This window comes from Undibacter mobilis (assembly GCF_003367195.1).
In the GTDB taxonomy this organism is placed as follows: domain Bacteria; phylum Pseudomonadota; class Alphaproteobacteria; order Rhizobiales; family Xanthobacteraceae; genus Pseudolabrys; species Pseudolabrys mobilis.
This window is the reverse complement of the sequence record NZ_QRGO01000001.1, coordinates 857,381-884,004: the sequence shown is the minus strand read 5'-3', so window position 1 is coordinate 884,004 and position 26,624 is coordinate 857,381. Positions and strand designations below refer to the sequence as shown.

Here is a 26,624-nt window from a genome sequence, read left to right as displayed (position 1 = left end):
CCGCTGGTTTGATCTGAATCAGAGTGTAGGCCGCATTTCGGGGGTATCCGGGGTGCGGCCTTAGTCTTTTGACCATGTGCGCTTGTGGCTTGTTGCGAACGCCGGGCAGAGCTTTAAGCTGCCATCAACAAGTCGCGATGGTCGGCATAAGAATTGCTCCATCAAGGAGCTCGCTTGTCGGGGAACGGCAAGAAAAGTGACGAGAAAGTTCTGGGAGAGGGACAATGGCTCGCGTTGCATTGGTGACTGGCGGTACCCGCGGTATCGGGGCCGCAATTTCGAAAGCGCTCAAGGACAAGGGCTACAAGGTTGCAGCGAGCTACGCCGGCAACGATGAAGCCGCGCAAAAATTCAAGGCCGAGACCGGCATCCCTGTCTTCAAATGGGACGTGTCCTCCTTCGAGGCCTGCGGCGAAGGCATCAAGAAGGTCGAGGCCGAGGTCGGACCGATCGAGGTGCTGGTCAACAATGCCGGCATTACGAAGGACGGCATGTTCCACCGCATGACGCCAGAGCAGTGGAATGCGGTGATCGGCACCAATCTCGGTTCGCTGTTCAACATGACCCGTCAGGTCTGGGAGGGCATGCGCGCGCGCAAGTTCGGCCGCGTCGTCAACATCTCTTCGATCAATGGCCAGAAAGGCCAGATGGGACAGGTCAATTACTCGGCGGCCAAGGCGGGCGAACTCGGCTTCACCAAGGCCCTGGCGCAGGAAGGCGCCAAGGCCGGCATTACCGTCAATGCCATCTGCCCGGGCTATATAAACACCGAAATGGTGCAGGCGGTGCCGAAGGATGTGCTGGAAAAGTCGATCCTGCCGCAGATTCCGATCGGCCGTCTCGGCGAACCGGAAGAAATCGCTCGCTGCGTGGTCTTCCTCGCCGCCGACGATGCCGGGCTCATCACCGGCGCAACCCTGACGGCGAATGGCGGGCAATATTTCGCGTAAGGCGCTTTCGCAGCGCGATCCGTTTGGCTAGATCAGGCGGCCCGCCCGGCCACAAGGGCGGGCCGTTTGCATGTCAGGGAGCCGTTCATGAGCACCAATCGCGTCCACCGCATCGCTGTCATTCCGGGAGACGGCATCGGCAAGGAGGTCATGCCTGAGGGCGTGCGCGTGCTCGAAGCCGCGGCCAAGAAGTTCGGCTTCAAACTGGCGTTCGACGATTTCGATTTCGCTTCCTGCGATTATTACGAAAAGCACGGCCGCATGATGCCGGAGGACTGGAAGGAGAAGATCGGCACGCATGATGCGATCTACTTCGGCGCCGTCGGCATGCCGGACCGAGTGCCCGACCATATATCGCTGTGGGGCTCGCTCATCCTGTTCCGCCGCGAGTTCGACCAGTACATCAATTTGCGCCCTGTTCGGCTGATGCCGGGCGTGCCGTCGCCGCTCGCAAACCGCAAGCCGGGCGACATCGATTTCTGGGTGGTGCGCGAAAACACCGAAGGCGAATATTCGGCCATTGGCGGCAAGATGTTTCCCGGCACCGACCGCGAAGTGGTGGTCCAAGAAACGGTGATGAGCCGCGTCGGCGTCGACCGCGTGCTGAAATTCGCCTTCGAACTCGCCCGCTCGACGCCGAAGAAGCATCTGACCTCGGCGACCAAGTCGAATGGCATCGCCATCACCATGCCGTATTGGGACGAGCGGGTGAAGGAAATGGCGAAGAACTATACCGACGTGAAATGGAATCAATTTCACATCGACATTCTCACCGCGCACTTCGTCATGAACCCGGACCGGTTCAATGTCGTGGTTGCCTCCAACCTGTTCGGCGACATTCTCTCGGACCTCGGCCCGGCCTGCACCGGCACGATCGGCATTGCGCCGTCCGGCAACATCAATCCCGAGCGCAATTTCCCGTCGGTGTTTGAGCCTGTCCATGGCTCGGCGCCGGATATTTTTGGACAGGGCATTGCCAACCCGATCGGACAGATCTGGTCCGGCGCCATGATGCTCGAGCATGTCGGCGAGCATGATGCGGCGGCCGCGATCGTCAAGGCGATCGAGACAGTGTTGTCGCAGGACAAGCTGCGCACGCGTGACCTCAAGGGCCCGGCCAGTACGAGCGAATGCGGCAAGGCGGTTGCGGCGGCATTGGGGTAGAGATGATCCGCCCTCATCCTGAGGAGCGGCGCAAGCCGCATCTCGAAGGATGGGGCGGCCTCGGTGGTTCGAGACGCCCGCTGCGCGGGCTCCTCACCATGAGGCCGATAGAGGCTTCAAAAAGCGAATTGATTTCATGTCCTCCCTCAACGCCACGCTCATCGGCTTTTCCGCGATCCTGATGTGGTCGCTGCTGGCGCTGCTCACGGTGGCGTCGGGCGCCGTGCCGCCATTTCAACTCGCGGCGATGACTTTTGCCATTGGCGGCGCGATCGGTGCGGTCTGGGTGACATGGAGCGGATCGTGGAGCGCGCTGCGGCAAGGCCCGCGCGCCTGGGCGCTCGGCGTCGGTGGCCTGTTCGGTTATCACGCGCTCTATTTTATCTCGCTGCGACTAGCGCCGCCGGCAGAGGCCGGGCTCGTCAATTATCTCTGGCCGCTTTTGATCGTCCTGTTCTCCGGCCTGCTGCCGGGTGAGCGGCTGCGCTGGTATTCGGTCGCCGGCGCACTCATCGGCTTCGCTGGCACGGCGATTCTGTTCGTCGGCAAGGGAGTGGGATTGGCGCCAACAGCCGGCGCGAGCACTGGCTATATCGCCGCTTTCATGGCGGCCTTCGTCTGGGCCGGCTATTCGGTGCTGTCGCGCCGTCTGGCCGGCGTGCCGACCGCGGCCGTCGCGGGCTTTTGTCTGGTGACCGCGGCGCTCGCCGCGATGTGCCATCTCGTGTTTGAAACGACGGTGTGGCCGCAGGGCCTCGAGGAATGGGAAGCAGTGGTCGCGCTCGGTGTCGGCCCGGTTGGTGCCGCGTTCTACGCCTGGGACATCGGCGTCAAACGCGGTGATATCCGCCTGCTCGGGGTCGCCTCTTACGCGGCGCCGGTGCTGTCGACATTGTTTCTGGTTCTCGCCGGTTTTGCCGAGGCGCGCATGACCTTGCTGCTCTCTGCGCTGCTGATCGCCGGCGGTGGCCTGCTGGCGGCACAGGACATGCTGCGTAGAAAGTAAGCCCTATTTGCTCGGCGTGAAATCCACCGGCGCGAGTTCGAAGCCTTCGAATTGAAAACCCGGCGCCACGGTGCAGCCGACGAGGGTCCATGCGCCGAGCGACTCGGCCGCCTGCCAGGCGCGCGCCGGTACCGTGACCTGCGGCACCTCGTCGTTATGGATATCGCCGCCCAGACGGACGATTTCTTCCTTCGCGCCGTCGACGATTTCGAGCTTGAGCGGCGCGCCGGCATGCCAGTGCCAGATCTCCACCGCATCGACGCGATGCCAGTGCGAGCGCTCGCCTTCGGCCAGCAGGAACAAGATTGCTGTCGAGGCAGCGCGGCCGTTGATCAGATGCGTGTCGCGGAACGTTTCGCGATAATGTCCGCCTTCGGGATGCGGCTTGAGGTCGAGTTTTTTGATGATGTCGGCGGCGGTGGGCATGCACTGTCTCCGTCATTCCGGGGTTCGCTCGCTTCGCGAACGCCCCGGAATGATAGGGGTTAGAACTTGTTCTTCCTCACCCGGATCTCCGCAAACACCTCGTTGGCCGGCTTGCCGGCCATGCCGATGCCGGCCGCGACTTCTGCGACGTCGGCGCGCAGGAACGGATTTTCCTTCTTCTCCGCGCCGATGGTGACCGGAATGGTGAAGTGACCGCCGGCGATCTGTTTCTCGGCTTCGGCCGCGCGCGACTTCAGCGCCGCGTTGGTCGGCTCGATGGTGAGCGCAAACTTGATATTCGACAAAGTATATTCGTGGCCGAGATAGACGCGCGTGTCGTCCGGCAGGTCGCGCAGCTTCTTCAGCGAGTCCCACATCTGGTCCATTGTGCCTTCGACGACACGGCCACAGCCGATCGAGAACAAGGTGTCACCGACGAAGGCGACCTTGTCGCCATGGAACCAGTAGGCGATGTGGCCGAGCGTATGGCCGGGCGTTTCAAGAACATTGCCGCTGAGATTGCCAACCTTGACACGGTCGCCTTCTTTGACGGTCTCATCGACGCCCGGAATCTTCCCGGCCTCGGCGGCGGGCGCGACCACGCGGCACTTGTACTTGTCCTTCAGCGCCAAGATGCCGTCGGTATGGTCGGCATGATGGTGTGTGACCAGGATGTCGGTCAGTTTCCAGCCGGTCTGCTTCAGCATCGCCTCGATTGGCGCCGCTTCGGGGGCATCGATCGCGGCGGTGGCGCCGGTGTCGGGGTCATGCATCAGCACGCCGTAATTGTCGGACAAGCAACGAAACAGGCGAATTTCTGCGGGCATGATGATCTCCGGCAAACGGGTCGGCGGAATAAGCGTTAACCTTGCGGCGGGACGACGGGGTCCGCAGCCAGCCGAGGTTTGGCACAATCGCGCCCCGTCGTGAAAGCCTGTAATTTGGTCCGGTGTTCCGTCCTGGACGCAAATCCGTGGTACTTCTGATCCATGTCCATTGACGTCGTCGATCTGCGCAATTTCTACGGCCAGCCGCTCGGCAAGGTGGCGCGGCGTATTATCGGCCGCGGTGTGCGCGCGCATTGGCGCGACACTGGCGGCGAGCGTGTGCTCGGTATCGGTTATACGCCGCCCTATCTCGGCTTGTTCCGCGAGGAGGCCGAGCGCTGCCTGGCCTTCATGCCGGCGGCGCAAGGCGTGGTGAAATGGCCGACGGCGCGGCCGTCGCTGGCGGCGCTGGTCGACGAGAACGAATTGCCGCTCACCGATGGCGCGGTCGACCGCGTGCTGATGGTTCACGCGATCGAGATGACGCACGACCCGGCCGGCATGTTGCGTGAAGTGTGGCGCGTGCTGGCGAGCGGCGGACGATTGCTTGCTGTGGTGCCGAACCGGCGCGGCGTCTGGGCGCGCACCGACAATACACCCTTCGGTCATGGCCGGCCCTATTCGCGCAGCCAGATCAATCAGTTGCTGCGAGAGACCTGGTTTTCGCCGACGGGCTGGAGCGAGGCGCTCTACGTGCCGCCGGTTTCGCGCAGCTGGTTTCTGCGCTCAGCGGTGGCCTGGGAGCGCACCGGCGCGACCTTGTCGGCGCCGTTTGCCGGTGTGCATCTCGTGGAGGCGACCAAGCAGGTTTACCGCGCCATCCCGACGCGCCGCCGCGAGCGGCGCGTCCTGGTGCCCGCGCTGGAGCCGGCGCTGTCGCCGACGCCGGGCGTTTAATTACTCCGCCGGCGGCTCATCGCTGGCCGGCTGCGCGGCCGGAGCGCCGCCTTCGGCATTGTTGCCCGCATTGTAGTCCGGGCGATCGCCGCGGAAACCGCCACGATGCCGGCGGCGGCGGCGGCCGAAACGATCGGGACGATCGCCGCCCTGTTCATTACCGTTGCCGCCATTCTGCTGGGCAAAGTCGCCGCCACTGGCGGGCTGGCCGCCGGTGATGAAGGCCGGCAGACCACCCGGAACGTCCGGCTGCGGTTGCTGCTGAGGCTGTTGCTGCGCCCGTTGCGGAAACTGCGTGTCGCGCGGCAGATAAGGCTGGCCCTGCTGGGGCTGCGGCGCGAAGCCAGGGTCCTGAGCGGAGAAAGGCTGCCCTTCCTGCTCGTCGTCGTCGAAGTTCTCGTCAGCGGCGCCCTGCGGCACGCCCTGCTGCGGCGGCTGCTGATTGTAGTAGGGGTTCTGCTGGCGAAGCTGTTCCTGCGCCGCGGCGATCAGCCGGAAATAGTGCTCGGCGTGCTGGAAATAATTTTCCGCCGCCACCGGGTCGCCCGAGCTCTGCGCGTCGCGCGCCAACTGCATGTACTTCTCGGCGATATGAGACGCGGTGCCGCGGATTTTCACGTCCGGCCCGTTCGACTCGTAAACGCGCGTCAGGGGGTTCTGGCCCTTGCGGTGATTGTTGTTGTTGCCGCCGCCGCCACCGCCGCCACCACCGCGACCGCGCATACGCTTCTGACCGTTTCTCATGCTCATCCTATTGGCTATCCAAAATGCACTTCCAGGCTGCGGCGTTCTCCGCCAGCCAATTCCACGTCACCCGTTCGACGCCAACCGACGTCGGACGGACCAGCCCAACTCCCGCTGCTGACAATCGCACGATCTCTTCGTGCGGAGCGGACCAGCCCCCGGGAAGGTCCGCGATCGTCTCACTGTCGTGTGCCCGCTTTCGCTACGGCTCGAGCCCCTCAGCCGCGCTCTACCGTCGCGGCGCCATCAACCTTCTGCCGCGCTGTTTGTTCATCGTTCAAATAGCGACGCGCCAACTGGTGAAGTCGTGGGACCCGTCATCGTCGGTTTCGATGCACTGTTGAATTCGATCAACTGCCGGTCTCGGTTTACCGTCGAATACGATCTGTTCGGTTTGCCGAGTTCTTCCAACCGGCTCAATCGACTTCGTTTTTTTACGTCGGTTTTTTCAGCGCTGCTTGGCCGAGCCATTAGCCCAGGGCCTTAGGGAGCTGCGCGACCGTCGCGGGTCGATTCCGTAACTGGAAGCTAGTCGTTTCCGGCCCCCTTTCCAAGCGGTTTTTTACCGTTCGGCATTTTCGGAAGGGGGTATTGCACCTCAGTCATGGCGGCTTTTTACCCCTTTTGGGCGCCAAGAGCGCGTGGAATACCGGCCAGATCCGGCTGTGCCGGAGCGACCTTCAATCCCACTGTTTCAAACAGGGACGAAACCGCCGCTTCCTGACCGGCGCCCAGTTCCACAACCAAATGGCCGCCCGGCACCAGCAGGCGATCCGCCTCGCGGGCAATCGCGCGATAAAAGTCGAGGCCGTCGGCCCCACCGTCGAGCGCCAATACCGGATCGTAATCGCGAACCTCGGGGTCAAGCGTCGCGATCTCGGCCCGCGCGATGTAAGGCGGATTCGACACGACGAGATCGAACGGGCCGCTGAGGCCGTCGGCCAGACTGCAACAAACAAACCGGGCGCGACCGTCGAGCTTGTTTCTTTCGGCATTGCCGCGCGCGACTTCGATCGCCGCCATGCTGATATCGGTGCCGACGCCGGTGGCGTTCTTGAATTCGCTCAGCAAGGCCAGCAGCAGCGCGCCCGAGCCGGTGCCGATATCGAGGATGCGCAGGGGGTCGCCCTGCCGGCTGTCGCGCGCCATACGATCGAGTGTCTGTTCGACGATCGTTTCGGTCTCGGGCCGCGGCACCAGCACCGCGTCGCTGACATGAAGCGTCAGGCTCCAGAATTCCTTGCGGCCGAGAATGCGCGACACCGGCTCGCGGTTGATGCGGCGTGCCGCCAGCGCCTGGACGCATGCGACTTCGCGCGCCTCGAGCAGGCGGTCGGACTGGGCGAGCAACTGGGCGCGATCGAGTCTCAAGGCGTGGCCGAGCAACAAACGCGCATCGGCGTCCGGCGACTCGATGCCGCCGAGCCGAAAGGTTTGCACCATAAGGCGCTGCGCCTCGGCGACCGAGGCGTCGGCTTTCAGTCCAGATATGACGCGCAACATGATCGTGCCGCCTGCGGCAAAGGCATCATGCGGCGGCTTCGGCCGCCAGCAATTCCGCCTGGTGTTCGGTGATCAGCGCATCGATCAGATCGCCGATATCGCCCTGCATCACTTCCGGCAATTTATAGAGCGTCAGATTGATGCGGTGATCGGTGACGCGCCCTTGCGGAAAATTGTAGGTGCGGATGCGCTCGGAGCGATCGCCGGAGCCGACCTGGCTTTTGCGGTCGGCGGACCGTTCGCGGTCGAGCTTGGAGCGCTGCTCGTCATAGAGCTTGGCGCGCAGCATCTTCATCGCCTTGGCGCGATTCTTGTGTTGCGAGCGCTCTTCCTGCACCGCGACGACGATGCCGGACGGCATATGCGTGATGCGGATCGCCGATTCGGTCTTGTTGACGTGCTGGCCGCCGGCGCCTTGCGCGCGCATGGTGTCGATCTTCAAATCCTCGTCGCGGATCTGGATATCGACGTCCTCGACTTCGGGCAGCACCGCAACGGTTGCCGCTGAGGTATGGATGCGCCCGGAGGCTTCGGTGTCGGGCACGCGCTGCACCCGGTGAACGCCGGACTCGTATTTCATCTTGGCGAACACGCCGCGGCCATGCACTTCGGCGATGACTTCCTTGTAGCCGCCATGGCCGCCTTCGCTGATCGAAATCACTTCGACGGTCCAGCCTTGCCGCGCGGCGTAGCGCTCGTACATGCGGAACAGATCGCCGGCGAACAGAGCCGCCTCGTCGCCGCCGGTGCCGGCGCGGATTTCGAGGATGGCGTCATGATCATCCATCGCATCCTTGGGAATGAGCGCGAGGCGAATTTTCCGTTCAAGCGTTTCGCGCTTTTCATTCAGCGCCGGCTTTTCGGCTTCCGCCATGCGGCGCATTTCGGCATCGGTGCCGGAATCCGCGATCATGGCGTCGAGATCGGCAATCTCGCCGACGATGGCGCGGTAGTCCTTGATGGTGTCGATGACCGGCGTCAGGTCGGAGAATTCGCGCGACAGTTTGACGTATTCGTCAGGCTTTAGGTCGGTCGCCAGTTCGCGCTCCACCAGGGCATGGCGGTGCAATAGGGCGTCGAGACGGTGTTCAGGAATTGCGATCAAAGCGGCAGGCCTTCAGCTTGGGCAAATTCTTCGAGCCTAGCGCGGATCGGCACGCTGCCGACCGGCTGCGCCAGAATGGGCAACAGCATCTCGGAGCCCTTCTTGCAATCCAGCGCGAGCAGCAGCGCCTTGACGGGACCGACGGCGGACGGCGTCAGCGACATCGTCCGGTAGCCAAGAATCGCCAGTGCCATGGCGCCCAAAGGCTGCGATGCCATCTCGCCGCACAAGGCAACCGGCTTGCCGTGTTTCTGCGCCTTGTCGGCGATGTCCTTAAGCGCGCGCAAGACCGGCGCCGACAGAGGGTCGAAGCGCGATGCAACGCGGGTGTTGCCCCGGTCGGCGGCGTACAGGAACTGCATGAGGTCATTGGAGCCGACCGAGAGAAAATCGACACGCTCGAGCAGTTCATCGAGCTGGAACAACAGCGATGGTACTTCCAGCATGGCGCCGATATGAACGCGCTCCGGCAAAGCGTGCCCATGACGGCGCAGATGTGTCAGCTCCAGATCGACGAGCTTCTTGGCCTGGTCGAACTCCTCGACCGTGGCGATCATCGGGAACATCACGCGCAGTTCGCGGCCGCCGGCGGCGCGCAGCAGCGCGCGCACCTGGCTGCGCAACAGGCCGGGACGGTCGAGGCCGAGACGGATGGCGCGCCAGCCGAGGGCGGGGTTCTCCTCCTCGACATTGCGCATGTAGGGCAGCACCTTGTCGCCGCCGATATCGAGCGTGCGGAAGGTCACCGGCCGCTTGTCGGCGCTGTTGAGGACGGTTCGGTAGAGCGCCAGTTGGTCCGAGACGCGTGGCATGGTCGGCGCCACCATGAACTGCATTTCGGTACGGAACAGGCCGATGCCGGTGGCACCGGTTTCGACCATATGCGGCAGGTCGATGGTGAGGCCGGCATTCATCATAAGCTGGATGTTGCAGCCGTCTTTGGTGACGCAGGGTTTGTCGCGCAGGGCGCGATATTGCGCCTGACGCCGCGCGCGCAACTTGACGCGCTCGCTGTAGGCCGCCTGGATGTCCTGCGGCGGCCGCATATGGACATGGCCGGTGGCGCCATCGACGATGATGGCGTCGCCTTGTTCGACGAGGCCAGTGGCGTTGGCGATGTCGCCGACGGCGGGAATGCCGAGCGCGCGCGCCACGATCGACACATGCGATGTAGGGCCGCCTTCCTCGAGCACGAGGCCGCGCACTTTCTTTCGGTCGTAGTCGAGCAGTGCCGCCGGGCCCATCGAGCGCGCGACGAGAATGGCGTTGTCGGGCAACTGGTCGCGCCGCGGCGCATGGTCCTGACCCATCAGAATGCGCATCAGCCGGTTGGCGAGATCGTCGAGATCATGCAACCGGTCGCGCAAATAGGGATCGGAAGCGCGCAGCATGCGCGCGCGGGTATCGGACTGCACGCGCTCGACCGCGGCTTCGGCGGTCAGGCCGGTCGAGACCGCCTCGCGCAATTTGTGCGCCCAGCCCTGGTCGTAGGAGAACATGCGATAGGCTTCGAGTACATCGCGGTGTTCGCCGCCATCGACGACATCGCGGTGCTCGACCATGCGGTCGAGGTCGGCGCGCAAGGTGGCGAGCGCCGCCTCGAGGCGCTTGAGTTCGCGCGGCACGTCGTCGGCGATCACGTTAGTGATGACGACGCGCGGCTCGTGCAGCACGACATGGCCGAGCGCGATGCCGTCGGACAGCGATGAGCCTTCGATATGGATGGCGTGGCGGGCGACCGGTTCGGCGCCGGGACGGGCGAGCGACGACAGCTCACCCGAGGCGATCATTTCGGCGAGCACCATCGCCGTGGTCTGCAGCGCCTCTTCCTCTTCCTCGGTATAGGTCCGCCGCGCGCGGTTCTGCACCACGAGCACGCCGAGCGTATTGCCGGCGCGCAGGATCGGCACGCCAAGGAACGAGTGATAGATTTCTTCGCCGGTCTCCGGCCGGAACGAATAGGCCGGGTGGTTCTGGGCGTCGGACAGGTTGATCTTGGTGGCTTCGCTGGCGACCAGACCGACCAGGCCTTCCTCGGCCTTCATCACGGTGTTGTGGACGGCTTCGCGCTTGAGGCCTTCGGTGGCGTACAGCTCAAGCGTGCCGTCGACGCGCAACACGTAGACGGAGCACACCTCCGCCACCATGTTCGCGGCGATCAGAACCACCACTTTGTCGAGTCGGTCCTGCGCGCTGACCGGTTCCGCCATGACTTCGCGGAGCCGACGCAACAGCACGCGTGGGCCGCCCAGCGCGCCACGCATTGAAGAAGCCCTTTTCAGCCCTGAAACCGAGGTCTGGACCTCGATTGCGGCTCGATTATGCACGAATCGCGGCCTGACGGCCCCGGCCCGCCCTCAGTTCACATATGGGGAGGGCTATAGCCGCTGGGGGTGGAGGGGGGCAAGGAAAAGGGCCGGAAAGTGCCCAGCCGCTTCTTCACCCTCCCCGCAAGGGGAGGGCATGGAAGATAAAGGGAGGGTGAAGGGAAGAATTAGCCCTTATCCAGCCCGAACAGCTTGTGCAGGGTGCGGACGGCCTGGTCGGTCTGGCTGGCGTTGATCAGGACGGAGAATTTGATCTCCGAGGTGGTGATGGCGAGGATGTTGATCTTCTCCTGCGCCAGCGCCTTGAAGGCCGAGGCCGCGACGCCGGCATGGCTGCGCATGCCGATGCCGATGACCGAGACCTTGGCGACGTCGGTGGCGCCGTCGAGGCGCTCATAGCCGATCTGGGTCTTGGCCTTCTCGATGGTGACGCGGGCGCGCTCGTAGTCGGATGACGGCACGGTGAAGGTGAGGTCCGTGGTCGAGCCGTCCGGCGAGATGTTCTGCACGATCATGTCGACATTGATGCTGGCGTCGGCCAGCGGGCCGAAGATCGCGGCGGCGATGCCGGGTTTGTCCTGCACGCGGCGGATCGAGATTTGCGCCTCGTCCTTGGAGAACGCGATGCCGGTGACGGTTTGCTGTTCCATGATCTCACTCTCGTCGCAGATAAGCGTGCCAACGAACTTGGCCTTGGGGTCGATGTCTTCCGGCTTGACGAAGCTCGAGCGCACGAAGATGCGCACCTTATGCAGCATGCCGAGCTCGATCGAGCGCACCTGCATGACCTTGGCGCCGAGGGAGGCCATTTCCAGCATTTCCTCGAACGCGATCTTGTCGAGCCGGCGCGCGCTGGGATCGACGCGCGGGTCGGTCGTGTAGACGCCGTCGACGTCGGTGTAGATGTCACAGCGTTCAGCGCCGATTGCGGCGGCAACCGCCACGGCCGATGTGTCCGAGCCGCCGCGGCCGAGCGTGGTGATGCGCCGGGTGCCCTCGTGCATGCCCTGGAAGCCGGCGATGACGGCAACCTGCTTCATCTCGCCGAAGCGCTTGATCAGTTCGTCACCATTGACGCTTTCGATACGGGCCGAGCCGTGGACATTCGAGGTCAGGATCGGCAACTGCCAGCCCTGCCACGAGCGGGCATTGACGCCCATGCCTTCGAGCACGATGGCGAGGAGGCCGGCGGTGACCTGTTCGCCGGTCGCCACCACGGCGTCGTATTCGCGGGTGTCGTGCAGCGGCGCGGCGTCCCTGCACCAGGCGACCAGCTGATTGGTCACGCCCGACATCGCCGAGACGATGACCGCGACGTCATAGCCGGCGTCCACCTCGCGTTTGACGTGGCGGGCGACGTTACGGATGCGGTCGAGATCGGCGACGGAGGTGCCGCCGAATTTCATGACGAGGCGAGGCATGACGTTCAGGAACCCGAGACCTAATAATCCGACATTCGCGGCAGGCGCCAAAATGGGCTAACAAGCGGCAGTGCCTGCCTTTCGTTTCGGAAGGCGCGTATACAGAAGGGGTGGGCGGCCTGCAACCGACCGGGCCATCCGACCGGGCTACCGGCGAGCGAAAGAAGGACCGGATGGTGAACACAAAGAGCCGCGGCTCATCGATCGACGAGGCCGAGGTCGAGCGCTTCGGCCGGCTGGCGGCCCGCTGGTGGGACCCGCGCGGCCCGATGGCGCCGCTGCACAAGCTCAATCCGGTGCGGATCGGCTATATCCGCGACCAAGTGGCCGCGCATTTCGGGCGCGATCCATCGAAGCTCGATTGCCTCGCCGGCTTGCGCATTCTCGATATCGGCTGTGGCGCCGGCATTCTGTCCGAGCCTCTGACCCGTCTTGGCGCCGGGATGGTCGGTGTCGACCCGGCCGAGGAGAATATCGCGGTCGCGCGCGCCCATGCCGAGGATGAGGCGCTCGAGATCGACTACCGCGCCGAGACCGCCGAGGTGCTGGCCGAGGCCGGCGAGCGCTTCGACGTGGTGCTGGCGATGGAGGTGGTCGAGCATGTCGTCGATGTGCCGGAATTCGTCGCGACCTGCGCGGGCATGGTGAAGCCGGGCGGGCTGATGATCGCGGCGACGCTCAACCGCACGCTCAAGAGTTTCGCGCTGGCCATTGTCGGCGCCGAATACGTGCTGCGCTGGGTGCCGCGCGGCACGCACCAGTGGGACAAATTCGTCACGCCGGCCGAGTTCGAGCGCGCCATCGAAGGCGCCGGTCTCGATGTCATTGCCGAGCGTGGTGTGATCTTCAACCCGCTCGCCGATCGCTGGCAGTTGTCGTCCGACATGGACGTCAATTACATGCTGGTGGGCACGAAGCGGGTTTCGTCAGGAGCGGATGCATGATTCTCGAACTGGTCGAGTTCGATACGCCGGCGGGATGGGGGCGCGAGCAGGTGATGGACGACGCTCGCAAGGTCTTCGCCAAATGGCAGGCCAATGCCGAGCTGCGCCGCAAGCACTTCCTCATCGACGAGACCGGCAAGACAACCGCCGGCGTCTATATCTGGCCATCGGTCGAGGCGGCCAAACGCGCGCACAATGCGGAATGGCAGCAGTCGGTGATCCAGCGCACCGGTGGCGCGGCGCGGATTCGTTACTTCGACCTTCTGGCTCTGGTCGACAACGAGGCCGGCAAAGTTACCGAGTTTGCAGACAACCCGTTCGAGCCGGCGGCGTCTTAGTCCGGTTCGTTTTGGAGGCGCGGGTCAAGCCCGCGGATGACAGCGGGTAATACGCATGCTCTGGGCCGTCTTCACCATCATCGCCGCGGCGGCGCAAACCGCGCGCAATGCCATGCAGCGCGAATTGACCGTGACGCTCGGCACCGTCGGCGCGACGCATGTGCGCTTCCTGTTCGGCTTTCCCTTCGCGCTGATCTTTCTCGCCGGCGTGTGCATCGTCACCGCTAGCGGCCTGCCGACGCCGTCGCTGGAGTACTGGCCCTGGATTGCGATCGGCATTGTCGGCCAGATCGTGGCGACGGCGCTGATGCTGGCGGCGATGAGCGATTCCTCATTCGTCGTCACGACCGCCTACATCAAGACCGAGCCGGTGCAGACCGCGGTGTTCGGCCTCGTTCTGCTCGGCGACAGGCTGACGCCGATGCTGGCGCTGGCCATTGTCGTCGCCACGGCCGGCGTCGTCATCGTGGCGATGAAGCCCGGCGCAGCCAAAGCCAATGGCCTGAGGCCTGCGGTAAAAGGCATCGTCGCCGGCGGCCTGTTCGGCCTGTCGGCCATCGGCTTTCGCGGCGCCATTTTGTCGCTGAACATTCCCGACCAGTTCGTGCTGGCATCGACATTCACGCTGGCGGTCAGCCTCGTCATTCAGGCGGCGCTGCTGTCGGGCTATTTGCTGTTGCGTGAGCCCGCCGTGTTGCGGGCCATTTTCCGGGCCTGGCGGCCGTCGATGTTTGCCGGATTCATGGGCGCCTTCGCCTCGCAGTTCTGGTTCCTCGGCTTCTCGATCGCCGCGGCCGCCAGCGTGCGCACGTTGGCACTGATCGAAGTGCTGTTCGCGCAGGGCGTTTCGAAGTTCGCCTTCAAGCAGAAGACGTCTCTGCGCGAAGTCATCGGTATCGCCATGATCATTGGCGGCGTCGCGCTGCTGATCTGGGCACATTGATCGTCGCGACGCCGCGTCGAAGGCGTTATGGATTCGGCGCCAGCATGACATTGTTGCCGAAGTTGTTCATCTGGCCCTGAATGTCGTAGGCAAAGCCCGCCCGGTAGCCGCCATCAGGAAGGGCGGTTTTTTCGTCTCCGGCGAAGTTCAAGCCGACCACCAGATCGCGTTCGTACAGAATTGCGACCGATCCCGAATCGCCTTCCGCGACCCAAGGCTTGTGCTCTTCGTGCTCGATATAGAGCGCATTGCGGATGAGCCTATTGTCGGAATGGAAGTGGGTCGCAATGATGCGCCCGCGCGTGTTCAGCGTCGATGCGCCGAATTTATAAACCTCGTCCTCCAGCCGCGCGACCGCAACGCCCTGTAGGTCGCGCCGCCCCGGATGTCGCGGATGGTTGGGCACTTCATTGCGCCACCCACGTATCGGGTCGATTGTTGCAATGGCGCAGTCGTTACTGGCATCGCGTATGCCGGCGACAAAGTCACCGCAGTCGTAATTGATCGGCGCCGGAGAGTCGGCGTTGCCAGGCTGGATGATGCGGGCATTGTCGAAGTCAGGATGAGTGGGATCTGCCCATTTCAGCACGTGCTGGTTCGTGAGCAGATAGTTGCCTGGCGCGATGTTGGCACCGTTGCCGTTGGTCTGAATGATGCAACCGATCGTTCCCCAGACCTCCGCCGCGCTGCGCGGCGTGACCGAGATGCCGCTGAACAGGCGCGGATGGCGGGCAAACGGGTCGGTGGCGGTCAGCGCAATGCCGAATTTCCGCTCGACGACATCGGTCGGAATGCCGTCGAGGGTCGCCGGCACGCGTTGATCGGCCGGGAGATCGCGACGTTTCTGCGCGACGAAGACGACAATGGCCGGTGTCTTTGATTTCTGACTGCCGGACTTTTTGAGAGCAATGGCAACTGCGGTGCAGCCTTGCAGGGATAGCAGGTGCTCTTTGTGCTTCTCGAAAACCTTTTGGATGTCGGTCATGACTTCACTCCGGGACAATGTTGAACATTCCCCCGGGACGCGATGACAATCTTGGATTGCTTAATTTAAATAATCAATCATAAATTGCGGTCCAGGTTGCGCCTTGCCCGCGCCCCTGATCCGAGCGTGCGAGCCACATATTGCGGAAAGGGCGAGGTGCTAATTTCGCTCGTCCGGCAGCGCCGGGATCGGATGCACGTCGATGCCTTCTTCGGCGAGTTCCTTGGCGTCGTCGAACGAGGCCACGCCGTAGATCGAGCGGTGCTCGGTCTCGCCGTAATGCATCTTGCGGGCTTCTTCCGGGAATTTCTCGCCGACATTGTCGGCATTCTTCGTGATGTGCTCGCGCAATTCCTTGAGTTTTGTGCGCAGCTCCATCTCAATCGGCGACATCATCGCCACCGGAGCCTTGTCCGGCGCTGGTGTCTCGATATCGTGCGTCTTGGCGCGCTTGCGCGTGCCGGACAGGCGCGGCGCCATGATCGCTTTCTCGACCTTGGCCGAGTTGCAAACCGGGCACGTGACAAGACCGCGCTTGGCCTGCTTGTCATAGGCGGCGCTGTCGGCGAACCAGCTTTCGAAGGTGTGGCCCTTATCGCAGGCCAGCGCGTACTTGATCATTCCTTGCCCCGAACCAAGTGCAAGTGCGCCGGCTCTGCGAGCGGCTCGGCGACTTCGAAGCGCCGGCCATGGTCGAGCGACGGCACGCGCGAACGCGCGTCGCTCACCAGCGCCGGCTCAATCTCGGCCATGATGACGCCGGGCTCGGTGCCGCCTTCGGCGAGAACGCGGCCCCACGGATCGACAACGATCGAATGGCCAAAGGTCTCGCGGCCGTTCTCGTGTTTGCCGCCCTGCGCCGCCGCCAGCACGAAGCAGCCGGTCTCGATGGCGCGGGCGCGCATCAGCACATTCCAGTGCGCCTCGCCGGTCTGCCGGGTGAAGGCCGAGGGAATGGCGAGCATCGTCGCGCCGGCCTCTGCCAGCGCGCGATAGAGCGCCGGAAAACGCAGGTCGTAGCAAATAGTCAGTCCGAGGTGGCCCCAGGGCAGGTCGGCGGTGATGGCGATATCGCCGGGGCGATAGGTGTGCGACTCGCGATAGCTTTCGCCGTTGGCCAGATCGACGTCGAACATGTGGATCTTGTCGTAGCGCGCGACGATCTCGCCCTGCGGATCGATGAGGAAGCCGCGATTGGCGGCGCGGTCCGGCAGCAGCTTGATCGCCAGCGAGCCGACATGAACGTAGATGCCATGTTTCTTCGCCAGTTCGCGGAAGGCGGCGAGCGACGGATCGCTGTCTTCCTCGCGGATATTCTGGAACAGCCGCTCGCGATTGACGTCCATCACGTTCGTCATCTCGGGGGTCTGCACGTAGTCGGCGCCGGCCGCCTTCGCTTCGGCAATGAGCCGCGCTGCGGTCTCGATATTGGCCGCGGGCGTTATGCCCGTGCGCATCTGGATGAGGCCGGCTTTGAATGTCGACGGAGCGGACGTCATGCCGCGCTTCCTTCACCGGCGAGCAGGGCGTCGAGCTTGCCGGCATATTCCAGCGCGTGCAGGTCGTCGCTGCCGCCGACATGGGTCTGGCCGATGAAGATCTGAGGCACGGTCATTCGTCCATTGGCGCGCTGGATCATGGCCTCGCGCACGCCGCGCGCCGAGGCGTCGATCTCGTTATAGGCAACGCCTTTGCGCTTCAACAGCGCCTTGGCCGCATGGCAGTAGGGGCACCAGCCGGTGGTGTAGATGTCGACAGGTTGCATCGGTCGCGTCCAGGTTCTTGTCCCTTTTATATGGGGACGCGCCCGGCGGCGACAACCCGTGCGAAAACAAGCACATCCACCTGTTTCGCACCGGCCTTGAGCAACGCCCGGGCGCAAGTATCGACGGTCGCCCCGGAGGTCAACACGTCGTCGATTAGGATGACGCGGCGGCCGGCGATGGTGGCCTTGCGCTCCCACGGCACCCGGAATGCCCCCTGAACGTTGTCGGCACGCTGTGTTTTCGACAGGCCGATCTGCTGCGGCGTTGCCCGTACGCGGCGCAGCGTGTCGAACAGCACCGGCACCCCGGAGGTTTCCGAAATGGCCTTCGACAACGCGGCCGCCTGGTTGAAACGGCGGGACCATAATCGGCGCCAGTGCAAGGGCACCGGAATGAGCGCATCGGCCTCGGGCAGCAGTTCGTGGCCGGCGCGCGCCATCCAGCGCCCCATCATCGGCGCGAGGTCCATGCGGTCGCCGAATTTGAACGCCAGCACCAGCGCCCGGGCGATCTCGTCATAGCGCACGGCGGCGCGGGCGCGGTCGTAGGCCGGCGGATTGGCCATCGCCTCCATGGACAGGAGGCCGGGACCGGGATCGTAGACGAATGGGATGCCGAGCCGCGCGCAATAGGGCTTCTCGATGGGCGACAGTTTCGACCAGCACGAGGCACAAAGCCCGGCGCCATCGCCCAGCGGCTCGCGGCAGGACGGGCAGAGCTGGGGCAGGGCGGCGTCGAGCGCAAAGCGGAACAGGCCGCGGAATGTACCGCCGACACGGGCGAGCAACGGGGCTGCAGTCGTTTCAGTTTCCATGTCGGCGCCAAAGGAGCGAGCGCGGGACAGACGATCCGCGCGCTCAGCCTACTCCCTCCCCCGCTTTTGGGGGAGGGTTGGGGTGGTGGCATTGGTGTGATAGCCCCTCCCTGTCCCTCCCCTGCAAGCGGGGCAGGGGACGTTCAACATGAGCACCGATGTCTGGACCGACGATATTTGATCGGGATTTGTTGAGCCGCCGCCGCGCGCGCGCCATGGCGCTGGGTCCGGCGACCTTCCTGCTCGACCGCGTTGCCGAAGAATTGGCAGAGCGGCTTTCGGTGGTGTTGCGCAGCTTCGAGCGCGCCGCCGACCTCGATACACCGACCGATGCGCTGCGCGCCGCGTTCGCCGAAAGCGGCAAGGTCAAGTCTCTGGAGCGGGCCTCGATCATCAGTGCGGGTGATCTGGAGGTGCTGACGGACGAGCAGGCGAAACCGTTCGACGCGGCTGCGCTCGATCTTGTCGTCTCGGGATTGGCGCTGCAATTCGTCAACGACCTGCCGGGCGCGCTGGTCCAGGTTCGCCGCGCGCTCAAGCCCGACGGTTTGCTGCTCGCCGCGATGATCGGCGGCGACACTCTGAATGAATTGCGCGCCGCATTCGCGCAGGCCGAAAGCGAGGTGGAAGGCGGGCTGTCGCCGCGCGTCGCGCCCTTCGCCGATATCCGCGATCTCGGCTCGCTCATGCAGCGCGCCGGCTTTGCGCTTCCGGTGATCGATTCCGACCGGGTCACCGTTCGCTACGAGTCGCCGATCGCGCTGATGCGCGATCTGCGCGCCATGGGCGCAACCAATATTCTGGTGGAGCGGCGTCGCGCGCCGCTCAGGCGCGCGACGTTGCGGCGAATGATGGAAATTTATGCGGAACGCTTTGCCGACGGCGATGGACGCTTGCGTGCGACATTCGAGATCGTGTGGCTGTCCGGCTGGACGCCACATGAAAGTCAGCAGAAGCCGCTGAAACCGGGTTCGGCACGGCGGCGTCTGGCGGACGCATTGGGAACGCAGGAAATTCCGGCCGGCGAGAAGCCCGGTGAGTCGTAATCGCCGCGGCCAACGCGGCTAGTTGAACGCGTTGCCGACTTTTTCCCAGACGCCGTTCACGGACGTGCCGAGGCCACTCACGGCTGCGACGATGGCGCTGGCGATACCGGCGGCGATCAGCGAATATTCGATCGCGGTGGCGCCGTTCTCGTCGCGAATGAAGCCGAGCAATGTTCTATGCTCTTGTGCCGTACGCATCGCACTAACCCCTTTGGCCGGTTCTCGGCCCTTGGTCGGTTGCTAAATCAGCGCCATCAAATGTGCGATCAGCGGCACATCCGCCGGCGGCATGTCGAAGTCGCGCAGTTTGTTCGGTCGCACCCAGGTGAGATTCTGCCCCTCGAGTGCCGTGACCGTTCCCTCCCAACGCCGGCAGACATAGAGCGGCATCAGCAGGTGAAAGTCCGGATAGGCGTGGCTCGCGAAAGTCAGCGGCGCGAGACAGTCTTCCTTGACCGAGATATCCAGTTCTTCCTTCAGTTCGCGGATCAGCGTTACTTCAGGCCGCTCGCCGCTTTCGACCTTGCCACCGGGAAACTCCCATAGTCCCGCCATCGGTTTGCCGGGCGGCCGTTGTGCGATGAGCACGCGGCCGTCGGCATCGATAAGGGCGCAGGCGGCGACAAGGACGATTTTGACGCTCATGGCCTCTTGTCCAGGACGCTAGGGGAACGGCGGTTAAGTTCCGCTCAACGGGCCGTCCGGCGCCGGATGGCTTTCCGGCATGATTACGGAATCGTTAAGAGCGGTAGTCGCCGTTGATGGCGACGTATTCCTTGGTGAGATCGCAAGTCAGCACGCGGTCGCGGCCCTTGCCCATGCCGAGCGCCACTTTAAGGAAAATCTCCGGCTTCTTCATCTCGGCCGAGACCTTCGCCTCGTCATAAGACGGATCGCGCGCGCCCTTGTGCGCGACGCGTACGCCGGCAAACCAGATCGAAAGCTTGTCGCGGTCGGCCGGCTCACCGGCCTTGCCGACGGCCATCACGACGCGGCCCCAGTTGGCGTCTTCGCCGGCGATCGCGGTTTTGACGAGCGGCGAATTGGCGATCGACATCGCGATCTTGCGCGCCGACTTGTCGGACACCGCACCCTCGACCACGATCTCGACGAGCTTGCGCGCGCCTTCGCCGTCGCGTGCTACTTGCTCGGCGAGATCGGCAAGCACATCATGCAGGGCTTTCTTGAAGGCCTTGAGCTTCGGGTCGGCGGCGCGCGAAATCTTCGGGCAGTCTTTCGCCTGACCGGTCGCGAACATCATCAGCGTGTCGGAGGTCGAGGTGTCGCCGTCGATGGTGACGGCGTTGAAGGTCGAGCTGACCCCTTCCTTCAGCAAGCCTTGCAGCGCCGGAGCCGAGATCGCCGCATCGGTAAAGACGAAAGACAGCATCGTCGCCATGTCCGGCGCGATCATGCCGGCGCCCTTGGCGATTCCGCAAATTGTCACTTTCGTCTTGCCGATCTTCGCGGTGGCGGTGGCAACTTTCGGAAAGGTGTCGGTGGTCATGATGGCCTTGGCGGCCTCATGATAGAACGCACCCGAGACGCTGTTGGTCAGGCTCTGCATGACCGGCGCGAATTTGGTGGCGTCGAGCGGCTCGCCGATCACGCCGGTCGAGGCGAGGAAGATCTCGTTCGGCTTGCAGCCGATCACTTTCGCCGCGGTGTCGGCCGTCAGCTTCGTTGCCTGCCGCCCGGTCTTGCCGGTGAAGGCATTGGCGTTGCCGGAATTGACCACCAGCGCGCGGGCTTTCCCTGACTTGAGATTGGCGCGGCACCATTCCACCGGCGCCGACGGGCACTTCGAGGTCGTGAACACGCCGGCGACCGTGGTGCCGGGATCGAACAGCGCCAGCAGCACATCGGTGCGGTTCTTGTAGCGGATGCCGGCCTCGGCGGTCGCCATGCGCACACCGGCGATCGCCGGCATGTCGGGAACGTTGGTCGGGGCGAGAGGGGAGACGGTGGTGGACATGGTTTGATCCGGTGGTTGCATCGAAGCCCGGATAACGCGAAGCGAAATCCGGGATTGGCCGCCCCCGCATTGCGCATCGTTTCATGCGGGCTACAGCCTGAGGGCAATATCGCGGCGCGCGAGAATCGGCAATGGGCGGCCGCGTAAAGCGTCGTCATAAACAAAAATGCCCGGCTTTCGCCGGGCATTGATGTCAGACCGGTCGGTGACGGCCGTTATTGCTTCGGTGCGGCCGGGGCCGCGGGCGCATCCGCCTTCGGCTCCTCGACCTTGTAGTTCTTTTCGATCTTGGCGTCGGCGCGCAGCTTGGTGACGAACTCGGCCTGCGCCTTGCGGGCGACGAACTGCTCGACCTGCGGCTTGACGTCCTCGAAGCTCGGCTTCGGCTTGGTGCGCTTGTCCTCAACCTTGATGACATGCCAGCCAAACTGGGTCTTCACCGGCGCGGAAATCTTGCCCTTGTCGAGCGAGAAGGCGACGGTGGCGAATTCCGGCACCATCTGCTCCTTGGTGAAGTAGCCGAGATCGCCACCATTGGCCTTGCCCGACGGGTCCTCGGTAACTTCGCCCGCGACCTTGGCGAAATCCTCGCCCTTGTTGAGGCGCGCGATCACCGCCTTGATCTTGTCTTCGGCGGCCTTGCTGGCCTTCTCGTCGCCGGCGGCGGCGCGGATCAGGATGTGAGCGGCCTTGACCTCTTCCTCGGCCGGAATCTTGGTGACGGCGTCGTCATAAACCGCGCGCATGGCGGCGTCGGTGGAGGCGTCCTTGGCGACCTGGCTCAGCAGCGACTCCATCAGGAGCTTCTGGCGGGCGAATTCCAGCTTGCGCTTGAAGGCCGCGTCGTCGGCGAGCTTCTTGTCCTCGGCGGCCTTGGTAATCAGGATGGCGTCGGCCAGGAACTGGACGAGATAATCCTTCTTGGCGTTTTCCGACATCGGCGGCAACTGACCGGCTTCCTCTTCGGCGGCAGCCAGATCGCTCTGACGGATCGCGGTGCCGTTGACTGTCGCCACGACGGGGTCCTTGTCCTGAGCGGCGAGCGGCGCGGTCGTCGCGAGCGTCAGGGCCAGCGCACCAACGAACAGGCGGGCAAAGCGCGGCACAGTCGGAGCGAAGGCCGGCACGCCGGCGAGGGTCGGGATGGTCATCTCAAGGGTCCTTGGAAAAGAGGCCGCCCCTGTCGGGCGAACGCGCCCTTGTCACCCAACAACCATGGCTTTGCAATGGCGCGGCCGGGCATCGGAACCTAAACTTGTCGTCATCATTGTCGGCTGCGGCGACCCCCGTTAAGCCCGTGTTTCGCCGCCAATTGACATTGATTCCACCCCCTCCTATCTCTCCGTTGACCTTGGCTGGTGGCGTCCAAACCCCGATTTTGACGTCGTTTTTGCCCGAAAAAGAGCCTGTTTCCCGGCGTACCGGACGTGAAATCCGGCCCCACCGGTCCCAAATACCGGTCGTAGTGGCGTGTTAAGAAGCGCCCCGGCCAGCACTCAGGAGCTCCACCGATGTTAGGCGCCGTTGCCCGCAAGCTGTTCGGCTCAGCCAATGAAAGGCGGATCCGCAGCTATCAGCCGCGGGTCAAGGCCATCAACGCGCTGGAGCCGGAAGTCGCCGCGTTGTCGGACGAAGCGCTGAAGGCCCGCACCGCCGACTTCAAGAAACAGCTCGCCGAAGGCAAGACGCTCGACGACATTCTGGAGCCCGCCTTTGCCACCGTGCGCGAGGCGGCCAAGCGCGTGCTCGGCCAGCGCCATTTCGACGTCCAGTTGATCGGCGGCATGATCCTGCACGAAGGCAAGATCGCCGAGATGAAAACCGGCGAAGGCAAGACCCTGGTCGCGACGGCGCCGGTCTATCTCAACGCGCTTGCCGGGCGTGGCGTCCACGTCGTCACCGTGAACGACTATCTCGCCAAGCGCGACGCCGAATGGATGGGCAAGGTCTACGGCTTCCTCGGCCTCAGCACCGGCATCATCGTTCACGGCCTCGACGATGCCGAGCGCAAGGCGGCTTACGAATGCGACGTCACCTACGCGACCAATAACGAGCTCGGCTTCGACTATCTGCGCGACAACATGAAGTATCGTCCCGAGGACATGGTGCAGCGCGACCACGTCTTCGCCATCGTCGACGAAGTCGACTCCATCCTGGTTGACGAAGCCCGTACGCCGCTCATCATCTCCGGCCCGCTCGACGACCGTTCCGAATTCTACAACACCATCGACAGCTACATTCCGGCGCTCGACAAGTCCGATTACGAAGTCGACGAGAAGCAGCGCACTGTGACGCTGACGGAAGCCGGCATGGAAAAGCTCGAGCAGCGTCTGCGCACGGCCGGCGAGCTCAAGGGCGAGTCTCTCTACGACGTCGAGAACGTCTCCGTCGTGCATCACGTCAATCAGGCGCTGCGCGCCCACAAGCTGTTCCAGCGCGACAAGGACTACATCGTCCGCAACGGTGAAGTCGTCATCATCGACGAATTCACCGGCCGCATGATGCCGGGACGCCGTTATTCGGAAGGCCTGCATCAGGCGCTCGAAGCCAAGGAACACGTCGCGATCCAGCCGGAGAACCAGACGCTGGCCTCGATCACGTTCCAGAACTACTTCCGAATGTACGACAAGCTTGCCGGCATGACCGGTACGGCGCTCACGGAAGCCGACGAGTTCATGGACATTTACGGCCTTGAAGTGCTCGAAGTGCCGACCAACAAGCCGCTGGCGCGCATCGACGACCATGACGAAGTCTATCGCTCGCAGGTCGAGAAATACCGCGCCATCATCACCTTGATCGAAGACTGCAAGAAACGCGGCCAGCCGGTGCTGGTCGGCACGACGTCGATCGAGAAGTCCGAGCAGCTCGCCGACATGCTGCGCGAGGCCGGTTGGGAAGCGCACGACTTCTCCGATCCGAATGCCTTTGCCGCGCTCTATTCCGGTGACGACGGCGCGACCAAGAAAAAGGTCTTCGCCATCCTCAATGCCCGCTATCACGAGCAGGAAGCCTTCATCGTCAGCCAGGCGGGCGTGCCGGGCGCGGTGACCATTGCCACCAACATGGCCGGTCGCGGCACCGATATTCAGCTCGGCGGCAATGCCGACATGCGCATCCGCCAGGAAATCGCCGATCTCGATGGCGACGAGCGTGACAAGAGCCCGCAGGCCGCGCAGATCCGCGAGCAGGTGAGCCGGCTCAAGGACAAGGCGCTGGCCGCCGGCGGACTGTTCGTGCTCGGGACCGAACGCCACGAGAGCCGCCGCATCGACAATCAGCTGCGCGGCCGTTCCGGCCGTCAGGGCGACCCGGGTCACTCCAAGTTCTTCCTGTCGCTCGAAGACGACCTGATGCGCATCTTCGGCTCGGATCGTCTCGAGGGCATGCTGACCAAGCTCGGCCTCAAGGAGAACGAGGCCATTGTGCACCCGTGGATCAACAAGGCGCTGGAGAAGGCGCAGCAGAAGGTCGAGGCGCGCAACTTCGACATCCGCAAGAACTTGTTGAAGTACGACGACGTGATGAACGACCAGCGCAAGGTGATCTTCGAGCAGCGGCTCGATCTCATGCGCGACGAACACGTCGAGGACACGGTTGGCGACATGCGTCATCAGGTCATCGACGACCTGGTCGGCAAGCACATTCCTGAAAACGCCTATCCCGAGCAGTGGGACGTCGACGGCCTGCATGAGGCCGTGAATCACGTCCTCACACTCGATCTGCCGGTCAGGGACTGGGCCAAGGAAGAAGGCATCGCCGACGAAGAGGTCAAGGAACGCATCAAGCGCGCCGCCGATGAGTGGATGGCGGCCAAGGTCGCCAAGTGGGGCCCCGACGTGATGCGTTACGTCGAGAAGTCGGTCCTGCTGCAGTCGCTCGATCACCTGTGGCGCGAGCACCTCGTCATGCTCGAGCACCTGCGTCAGGTCGTCGGCCTGCGTGGTTACGCGCAGCGCGATCCGCTCAACGAGTACAAGGCGGAAGGCTTTGCGCTGTTCGAGGGCATGGTGGCGAGTTTGCGCGAAGCGGTGACGGCGCAGCTGATGCGCGTCGAAATCGTGCCGCCGTCGGCCGAGGAATCGCAGCTTCCCTATATGGAAGCGCACCACGTCGATCCGACGACCGGCGAAGACGAGCTGGCGTCCCAGTCGCTGTCAGCGACCGCGACTCTGGCTTCGGGAAATACCGCCGTCGTTGAAGCCGCGGCCCGCGATCCGAAAAATCCGGCCACCTGGGGCAAGGTCGGCCGCAACGAGTTATGCCCGTGCGGCTCCGGCAAGAAGTACAAGCACTGTCACGGTCAGTACGCGTAATCCGGCTGTAACCGGTTGCGATGAAAACGCCGCGCTTTCAGCGCGGCGTTTTCTTTTGCGGCTCCTATAAAACCCGTGATGAGTCGATGGCTCTCATTGACCTCAGTGATTGTGTCGTGACAATTGAGGAATACTCAGCATTTGGTCTCGGGCCATCATGACCCGACCCTGGCACGTGAGACACGATCATGAATTCGCCTATTGCGCGTTTGAAGTCGGCGGTGCCGAACATGCCGCCTGCGGCCAAGCGCCTCGCCACGGTCATTCTCGATCGGCCTGAAGCCGTCGTCGAGATGTCGATTGCCGACTTGGCAAAAACAGCACAAGTCAGCGAAGGCAGCGTGATCGGGCTTTGTCAGCAACTCGGTGCCAAGGGCTTCCCCGAACTAAAGATCGCGATCGCACGCGAACTCGGCAGCAGCCGCGAATTGCTGCACGAGGATATCGTGCGCGCCGACGACAGCGTCAGCGTGATCGCCAAGATTGCCGCCAGTCATCGCACAGCGATTGACGATACGGTCAAAGTGCTCGATCCCGCGGTCGTCGACAAGGCCGTGACAATTCTGAAAAATGCCCGCCGTATCGAGCTTTATGGCGTCGGTACGGCCGCGCCTATTGCCGAGGACGCGGCCTATCGTTTCCTGCGGCTGGGGCTCGATGCGCGCGCCATGACCGACCCGCATTCGCAGGCGGTGAGCGCTGCCTTTACCGGGTCGCATGTCGCCACGATCACGATCTCGCACTCGGGCCGTACACGCGAGACCCTGGCCGCGACGCGCATTGCCCAGGAAGCCGGTGCGCGCACGATCTGCATTACCAATTTCGGCAAGCCGCCTTTGCTGAAATATTGCGAGGTGGCCCTGTTCACGGCCGCGGTCGAAACACGTTACCGCATGGAAGCGATGGCCAGCCGCGTGGCCCAACTGGTTGTCATCGACACGCTGTATGCAAGGCTGGCTCTGGAGCGCTGGGAGCCGTCTCTGGCGGCGATCGAGCGCTCCTACGCCATCCTTTCCGAAAAGCGTCTCAAGTCCGGCTCTGAGGATCGTTGACTGAGTTTTCCTCAATTGTCATACGCTTGTTACTGAGTATTTGTACGTCCTCTGCACCACCGAGACCGGGTCATCCGT

General features: G+C 63.7%; 26 protein-coding genes. 10 read left to right on the top strand and 16 right to left on the bottom strand.

Translation table 11 applies throughout. From position 1 onward, the window contains the following. Positions 1–224: 224 nt before the first annotated feature. The 3 genes from phbB (at position 225) to yddG (ending at position 3,120) form a co-directional block, all read left to right on the top strand. On the top strand, positions 225–950 hold the full coding sequence (gene phbB, locus DXH78_RS04110; RefSeq protein ID WP_115515864.1) for an acetoacetyl-CoA reductase: 726 nt from the start codon (positions 225–227) through the stop codon (positions 948–950). A gap of 87 nt (positions 951–1,037) precedes the next feature. Continuing rightward, entirely contained in the window at positions 1,038–2,114 is a 1,077-nt protein-coding gene (locus DXH78_RS04105; protein WP_115515863.1) for a tartrate dehydrogenase, read from the top strand. A 136-nt stretch (positions 2,115–2,250) separates the two neighbouring features. Next, positions 2,251–3,120 carry an aromatic amino acid exporter YddG gene (gene yddG / locus DXH78_RS04100; protein ID WP_115515862.1) on the top strand — a complete coding sequence of 290 codons (870 nt, stop codon included), beginning with the start codon at positions 2,251–2,253 and terminating at the stop codon, positions 3,118–3,120. 3 nt (positions 3,121–3,123) lie between these two features. On the opposite strand, the gene DXH78_RS04095 is transcribed toward yddG, so the two are convergent. Next, the gene (locus tag DXH78_RS04095) at positions 3,124–3,546 is read right to left on the bottom strand and encodes a cupin domain-containing protein (protein ID WP_115515861.1); all 423 of its coding nucleotides are present in this window, start codon (positions 3,544–3,546) and stop codon (positions 3,124–3,126) included. Positions 3,547–3,605: 59 nt separating this feature from the next. Further along, a complete protein-coding gene (gene gloB / locus DXH78_RS04090) occupies positions 3,606–4,373 on the bottom strand; it encodes a hydroxyacylglutathione hydrolase (protein WP_115517712.1) in 768 nt (255 codons plus the stop codon). Between the two features lie 162 nt (positions 4,374–4,535). On the opposite strand from gloB, the gene DXH78_RS04085 reads away from it, so the two are divergent. Continuing rightward, positions 4,536–5,270, top strand: coding sequence for a class I SAM-dependent methyltransferase (locus DXH78_RS04085; protein ID WP_115515860.1), 735 nt, complete (start codon positions 4,536–4,538; stop codon positions 5,268–5,270). On the opposite strand, the gene DXH78_RS04080 is transcribed toward DXH78_RS04085, so the two are convergent. The 5 genes from DXH78_RS04080 to DXH78_RS04060 form a co-directional block, all read right to left on the bottom strand. After that, positions 5,271–6,014, bottom strand: a complete 744-nt coding sequence (locus tag DXH78_RS04080; RefSeq protein WP_115517711.1) for a DUF4167 domain-containing protein — start codon at positions 6,012–6,014, stop codon at positions 5,271–5,273. A gap of 615 nt (positions 6,015–6,629) precedes the next feature. Beyond that, positions 6,630–7,517, bottom strand: a complete 888-nt coding sequence (prmC, locus tag DXH78_RS04075) for a peptide chain release factor N(5)-glutamine methyltransferase (protein WP_115515859.1) — start codon at positions 7,515–7,517, stop codon at positions 6,630–6,632. Positions 7,518–7,542: 25 nt separating this feature from the next. Continuing rightward, positions 7,543–8,622 (bottom strand): peptide chain release factor 1, encoded by a 1,080-nt coding sequence (gene prfA / locus DXH78_RS04070; protein WP_115515858.1) that lies wholly within the window; start codon positions 8,620–8,622, stop codon positions 7,543–7,545. Further along, complete coding sequence (ptsP, locus tag DXH78_RS04065; protein WP_115515857.1) at positions 8,619–10,886, bottom strand: phosphoenolpyruvate--protein phosphotransferase; 2,268 nt, start codon at positions 10,884–10,886, stop codon at positions 8,619–8,621. The genes prfA and ptsP overlap by 4 nt, the downstream gene beginning before the upstream one ends. Before the next feature lie 230 nt (positions 10,887–11,116). Next, positions 11,117–12,370 carry an aspartate kinase gene (locus tag DXH78_RS04060; RefSeq protein ID WP_115515856.1) on the bottom strand — a complete coding sequence of 418 codons (1,254 nt, stop codon included), beginning with the start codon at positions 12,368–12,370 and terminating at the stop codon, positions 11,117–11,119. Between the two features lie 173 nt (positions 12,371–12,543). Between DXH78_RS04060 and ubiG the strand changes: the two genes are divergently transcribed. Genes ubiG through DXH78_RS04045 form a run of 3 tightly spaced genes read left to right on the top strand, consistent with a single transcriptional unit; the run spans position 12,544 to position 14,595 of the window. After that, entirely contained in the window at positions 12,544–13,314 is a 771-nt protein-coding gene (gene ubiG, locus DXH78_RS04055; RefSeq protein ID WP_115515855.1) for a bifunctional 2-polyprenyl-6-hydroxyphenol methylase/3-demethylubiquinol 3-O-methyltransferase UbiG, read from the top strand. Continuing rightward, positions 13,311–13,652 carry a hypothetical protein gene (locus DXH78_RS04050; RefSeq protein WP_115515854.1) on the top strand — a complete coding sequence of 114 codons (342 nt, stop codon included), beginning with the start codon at positions 13,311–13,313 and terminating at the stop codon, positions 13,650–13,652. Before ubiG ends, DXH78_RS04050 begins: the two co-directional genes overlap by 4 nt. 55 nt (positions 13,653–13,707) lie before the next feature. Then, entirely contained in the window at positions 13,708–14,595 is an 888-nt protein-coding gene (locus DXH78_RS04045) for a DMT family transporter (protein WP_115515853.1), read from the top strand. Between the two features lie 25 nt (positions 14,596–14,620). Here DXH78_RS04045 and DXH78_RS04040 read toward each other — a convergent pair whose 3' ends face one another. From DXH78_RS04040 to DXH78_RS04020, 5 genes are all read right to left on the bottom strand, one after another. Continuing rightward, complete coding sequence (locus DXH78_RS04040; protein ID WP_115515852.1) at positions 14,621–15,580, bottom strand: hypothetical protein; 960 nt, start codon at positions 15,578–15,580, stop codon at positions 14,621–14,623. A 159-nt stretch (positions 15,581–15,739) separates the two neighbouring features. Continuing rightward, positions 15,740–16,201, bottom strand: a complete 462-nt coding sequence (locus DXH78_RS04035; RefSeq protein ID WP_115515851.1) for a DUF1178 family protein — start codon at positions 16,199–16,201, stop codon at positions 15,740–15,742. Next, on the bottom strand, positions 16,198–17,079 hold the full coding sequence (locus DXH78_RS04030) for a carbon-nitrogen hydrolase family protein (RefSeq protein ID WP_115515850.1): 882 nt from the start codon (positions 17,077–17,079) through the stop codon (positions 16,198–16,200). The genes DXH78_RS04035 and DXH78_RS04030 overlap by 4 nt, the downstream gene beginning before the upstream one ends. Beyond that, positions 17,076–17,345: a glutaredoxin 3 gene (gene grxC / locus DXH78_RS04025; RefSeq protein ID WP_115515849.1), complete on the bottom strand. Its 270-nt coding sequence runs from the start codon at positions 17,343–17,345 to the stop codon at positions 17,076–17,078. Before grxC ends, DXH78_RS04030 begins: the two co-directional genes overlap by 4 nt. 26 nt (positions 17,346–17,371) lie before the next feature. Beyond that, a complete protein-coding gene (locus DXH78_RS04020; RefSeq protein WP_115515848.1) occupies positions 17,372–18,160 on the bottom strand; it encodes a ComF family protein in 789 nt (262 codons plus the stop codon). Between the two features lie 158 nt (positions 18,161–18,318). On the opposite strand from DXH78_RS04020, the gene DXH78_RS04015 reads away from it, so the two are divergent. Then, positions 18,319–19,206, top strand: coding sequence for a methyltransferase domain-containing protein (locus DXH78_RS04015; protein WP_115515847.1), 888 nt, complete (start codon positions 18,319–18,321; stop codon positions 19,204–19,206). 18 nt (positions 19,207–19,224) lie between these two features. Here the strand turns inward: DXH78_RS04015 and DXH78_RS04010 are convergent, their stop codons facing one another. The 4 genes from DXH78_RS04010 to DXH78_RS03995 form a co-directional block, all read right to left on the bottom strand. Continuing rightward, on the bottom strand, positions 19,225–19,404 hold the full coding sequence (locus DXH78_RS04010; protein ID WP_115515846.1) for a Flp family type IVb pilin: 180 nt from the start codon (positions 19,402–19,404) through the stop codon (positions 19,225–19,227). 42 nt (positions 19,405–19,446) lie between these two features. Further along, positions 19,447–19,851 carry a (deoxy)nucleoside triphosphate pyrophosphohydrolase gene (locus DXH78_RS04005; RefSeq protein WP_115515845.1) on the bottom strand — a complete coding sequence of 135 codons (405 nt, stop codon included), beginning with the start codon at positions 19,849–19,851 and terminating at the stop codon, positions 19,447–19,449. A gap of 94 nt (positions 19,852–19,945) precedes the next feature. Continuing rightward, on the bottom strand, positions 19,946–21,181 hold the full coding sequence (argJ, locus tag DXH78_RS04000) for a bifunctional glutamate N-acetyltransferase/amino-acid acetyltransferase ArgJ (RefSeq protein ID WP_115517710.1): 1,236 nt from the start codon (positions 21,179–21,181) through the stop codon (positions 19,946–19,948). Positions 21,182–21,396: 215 nt separating this feature from the next. Then, positions 21,397–22,332 (bottom strand): peptidylprolyl isomerase, encoded by a 936-nt coding sequence (locus DXH78_RS03995; protein WP_115515844.1) that lies wholly within the window; start codon positions 22,330–22,332, stop codon positions 21,397–21,399. Positions 22,333–22,692: 360 nt separating this feature from the next. On the opposite strand from DXH78_RS03995, the gene secA reads away from it, so the two are divergent. Continuing rightward, positions 22,693–25,494 (top strand): preprotein translocase subunit SecA, encoded by a 2,802-nt coding sequence (secA, locus tag DXH78_RS03990; RefSeq protein ID WP_115515843.1) that lies wholly within the window; start codon positions 22,693–22,695, stop codon positions 25,492–25,494. 188 nt (positions 25,495–25,682) lie between these two features. Next, the gene (locus DXH78_RS03985) at positions 25,683–26,546 is read left to right on the top strand and encodes a MurR/RpiR family transcriptional regulator (RefSeq protein WP_115515842.1); all 864 of its coding nucleotides are present in this window, start codon (positions 25,683–25,685) and stop codon (positions 26,544–26,546) included. The last annotated feature ends 78 nt before the right edge of the window (positions 26,547–26,624 follow it).

Bases quoted from the DNA above. Each gene is read 5' to 3' on its own strand.
- phbB (WP_115515864.1), top strand. From the start codon at position 225: ATGGCTCGCGTTGCATTGGTGACTGGCGGTACCCGCGGTATCGGGGCC.
- DXH78_RS04105 (WP_115515863.1), top strand. From the start codon at position 1,038: ATGAGCACCAATCGCGTCCACCGCATCGCTGTCATTCCGGGAGACGGC.
- yddG (WP_115515862.1), top strand. From the start codon at position 2,251: ATGTCCTCCCTCAACGCCACGCTCATCGGCTTTTCCGCGATCCTGATG.
- DXH78_RS04095 (WP_115515861.1), bottom strand. From the start codon at position 3,546: ATGCCCACCGCCGCCGACATCATCAAAAAACTCGACCTCAAGCCGCAT.
- gloB (WP_115517712.1), bottom strand. From the start codon at position 4,373: ATGCCCGCAGAAATTCGCCTGTTTCGTTGCTTGTCCGACAATTACGGC.
- DXH78_RS04085 (WP_115515860.1), top strand. From the start codon at position 4,536: ATGTCCATTGACGTCGTCGATCTGCGCAATTTCTACGGCCAGCCGCTC.
- DXH78_RS04080 (WP_115517711.1), bottom strand. From the start codon at position 6,014: ATGAGAAACGGTCAGAAGCGTATGCGCGGTCGCGGTGGTGGCGGCGGT.
- prmC (WP_115515859.1), bottom strand. From the start codon at position 7,517: ATGTTGCGCGTCATATCTGGACTGAAAGCCGACGCCTCGGTCGCCGAG.
- ptsP (WP_115515857.1), bottom strand. From the start codon at position 10,886: ATGCGTGGCGCGCTGGGCGGCCCACGCGTGCTGTTGCGTCGGCTCCGC.
- DXH78_RS04060 (WP_115515856.1), bottom strand. From the start codon at position 12,370: ATGCCTCGCCTCGTCATGAAATTCGGCGGCACCTCCGTCGCCGATCTC.
- ubiG (WP_115515855.1), top strand. From the start codon at position 12,544: ATGGTGAACACAAAGAGCCGCGGCTCATCGATCGACGAGGCCGAGGTC.
- DXH78_RS04050 (WP_115515854.1), top strand. From the start codon at position 13,311: ATGATTCTCGAACTGGTCGAGTTCGATACGCCGGCGGGATGGGGGCGC.
- DXH78_RS04045 (WP_115515853.1), top strand. From the start codon at position 13,708: ATGCTCTGGGCCGTCTTCACCATCATCGCCGCGGCGGCGCAAACCGCG.
- DXH78_RS04040 (WP_115515852.1), bottom strand. From the start codon at position 15,580: ATGACCGACATCCAAAAGGTTTTCGAGAAGCACAAAGAGCACCTGCTA.
- DXH78_RS04035 (WP_115515851.1), bottom strand. From the start codon at position 16,201: ATGATCAAGTACGCGCTGGCCTGCGATAAGGGCCACACCTTCGAAAGC.
- DXH78_RS04030 (WP_115515850.1), bottom strand. From the start codon at position 17,079: ATGACGTCCGCTCCGTCGACATTCAAAGCCGGCCTCATCCAGATGCGC.
- grxC (WP_115515849.1), bottom strand. From the start codon at position 17,345: ATGCAACCTGTCGACATCTACACCACCGGCTGGTGCCCCTACTGCCAT.
- DXH78_RS04020 (WP_115515848.1), bottom strand. From the start codon at position 18,160: ATGGAAACTGAAACGACTGCAGCCCCGTTGCTCGCCCGTGTCGGCGGT.
- DXH78_RS04015 (WP_115515847.1), top strand. From the start codon at position 18,319: ATGTCTGGACCGACGATATTTGATCGGGATTTGTTGAGCCGCCGCCGC.
- DXH78_RS04010 (WP_115515846.1), bottom strand. From the start codon at position 19,404: ATGCGTACGGCACAAGAGCATAGAACATTGCTCGGCTTCATTCGCGAC.
- DXH78_RS04005 (WP_115515845.1), bottom strand. From the start codon at position 19,851: ATGAGCGTCAAAATCGTCCTTGTCGCCGCCTGCGCCCTTATCGATGCC.
- argJ (WP_115517710.1), bottom strand. From the start codon at position 21,181: ATGTCCACCACCGTCTCCCCTCTCGCCCCGACCAACGTTCCCGACATG.
- DXH78_RS03995 (WP_115515844.1), bottom strand. From the start codon at position 22,332: ATGACCATCCCGACCCTCGCCGGCGTGCCGGCCTTCGCTCCGACTGTG.
- secA (WP_115515843.1), top strand. From the start codon at position 22,693: ATGTTAGGCGCCGTTGCCCGCAAGCTGTTCGGCTCAGCCAATGAAAGG.
- DXH78_RS03985 (WP_115515842.1), top strand. From the start codon at position 25,683: ATGAATTCGCCTATTGCGCGTTTGAAGTCGGCGGTGCCGAACATGCCG.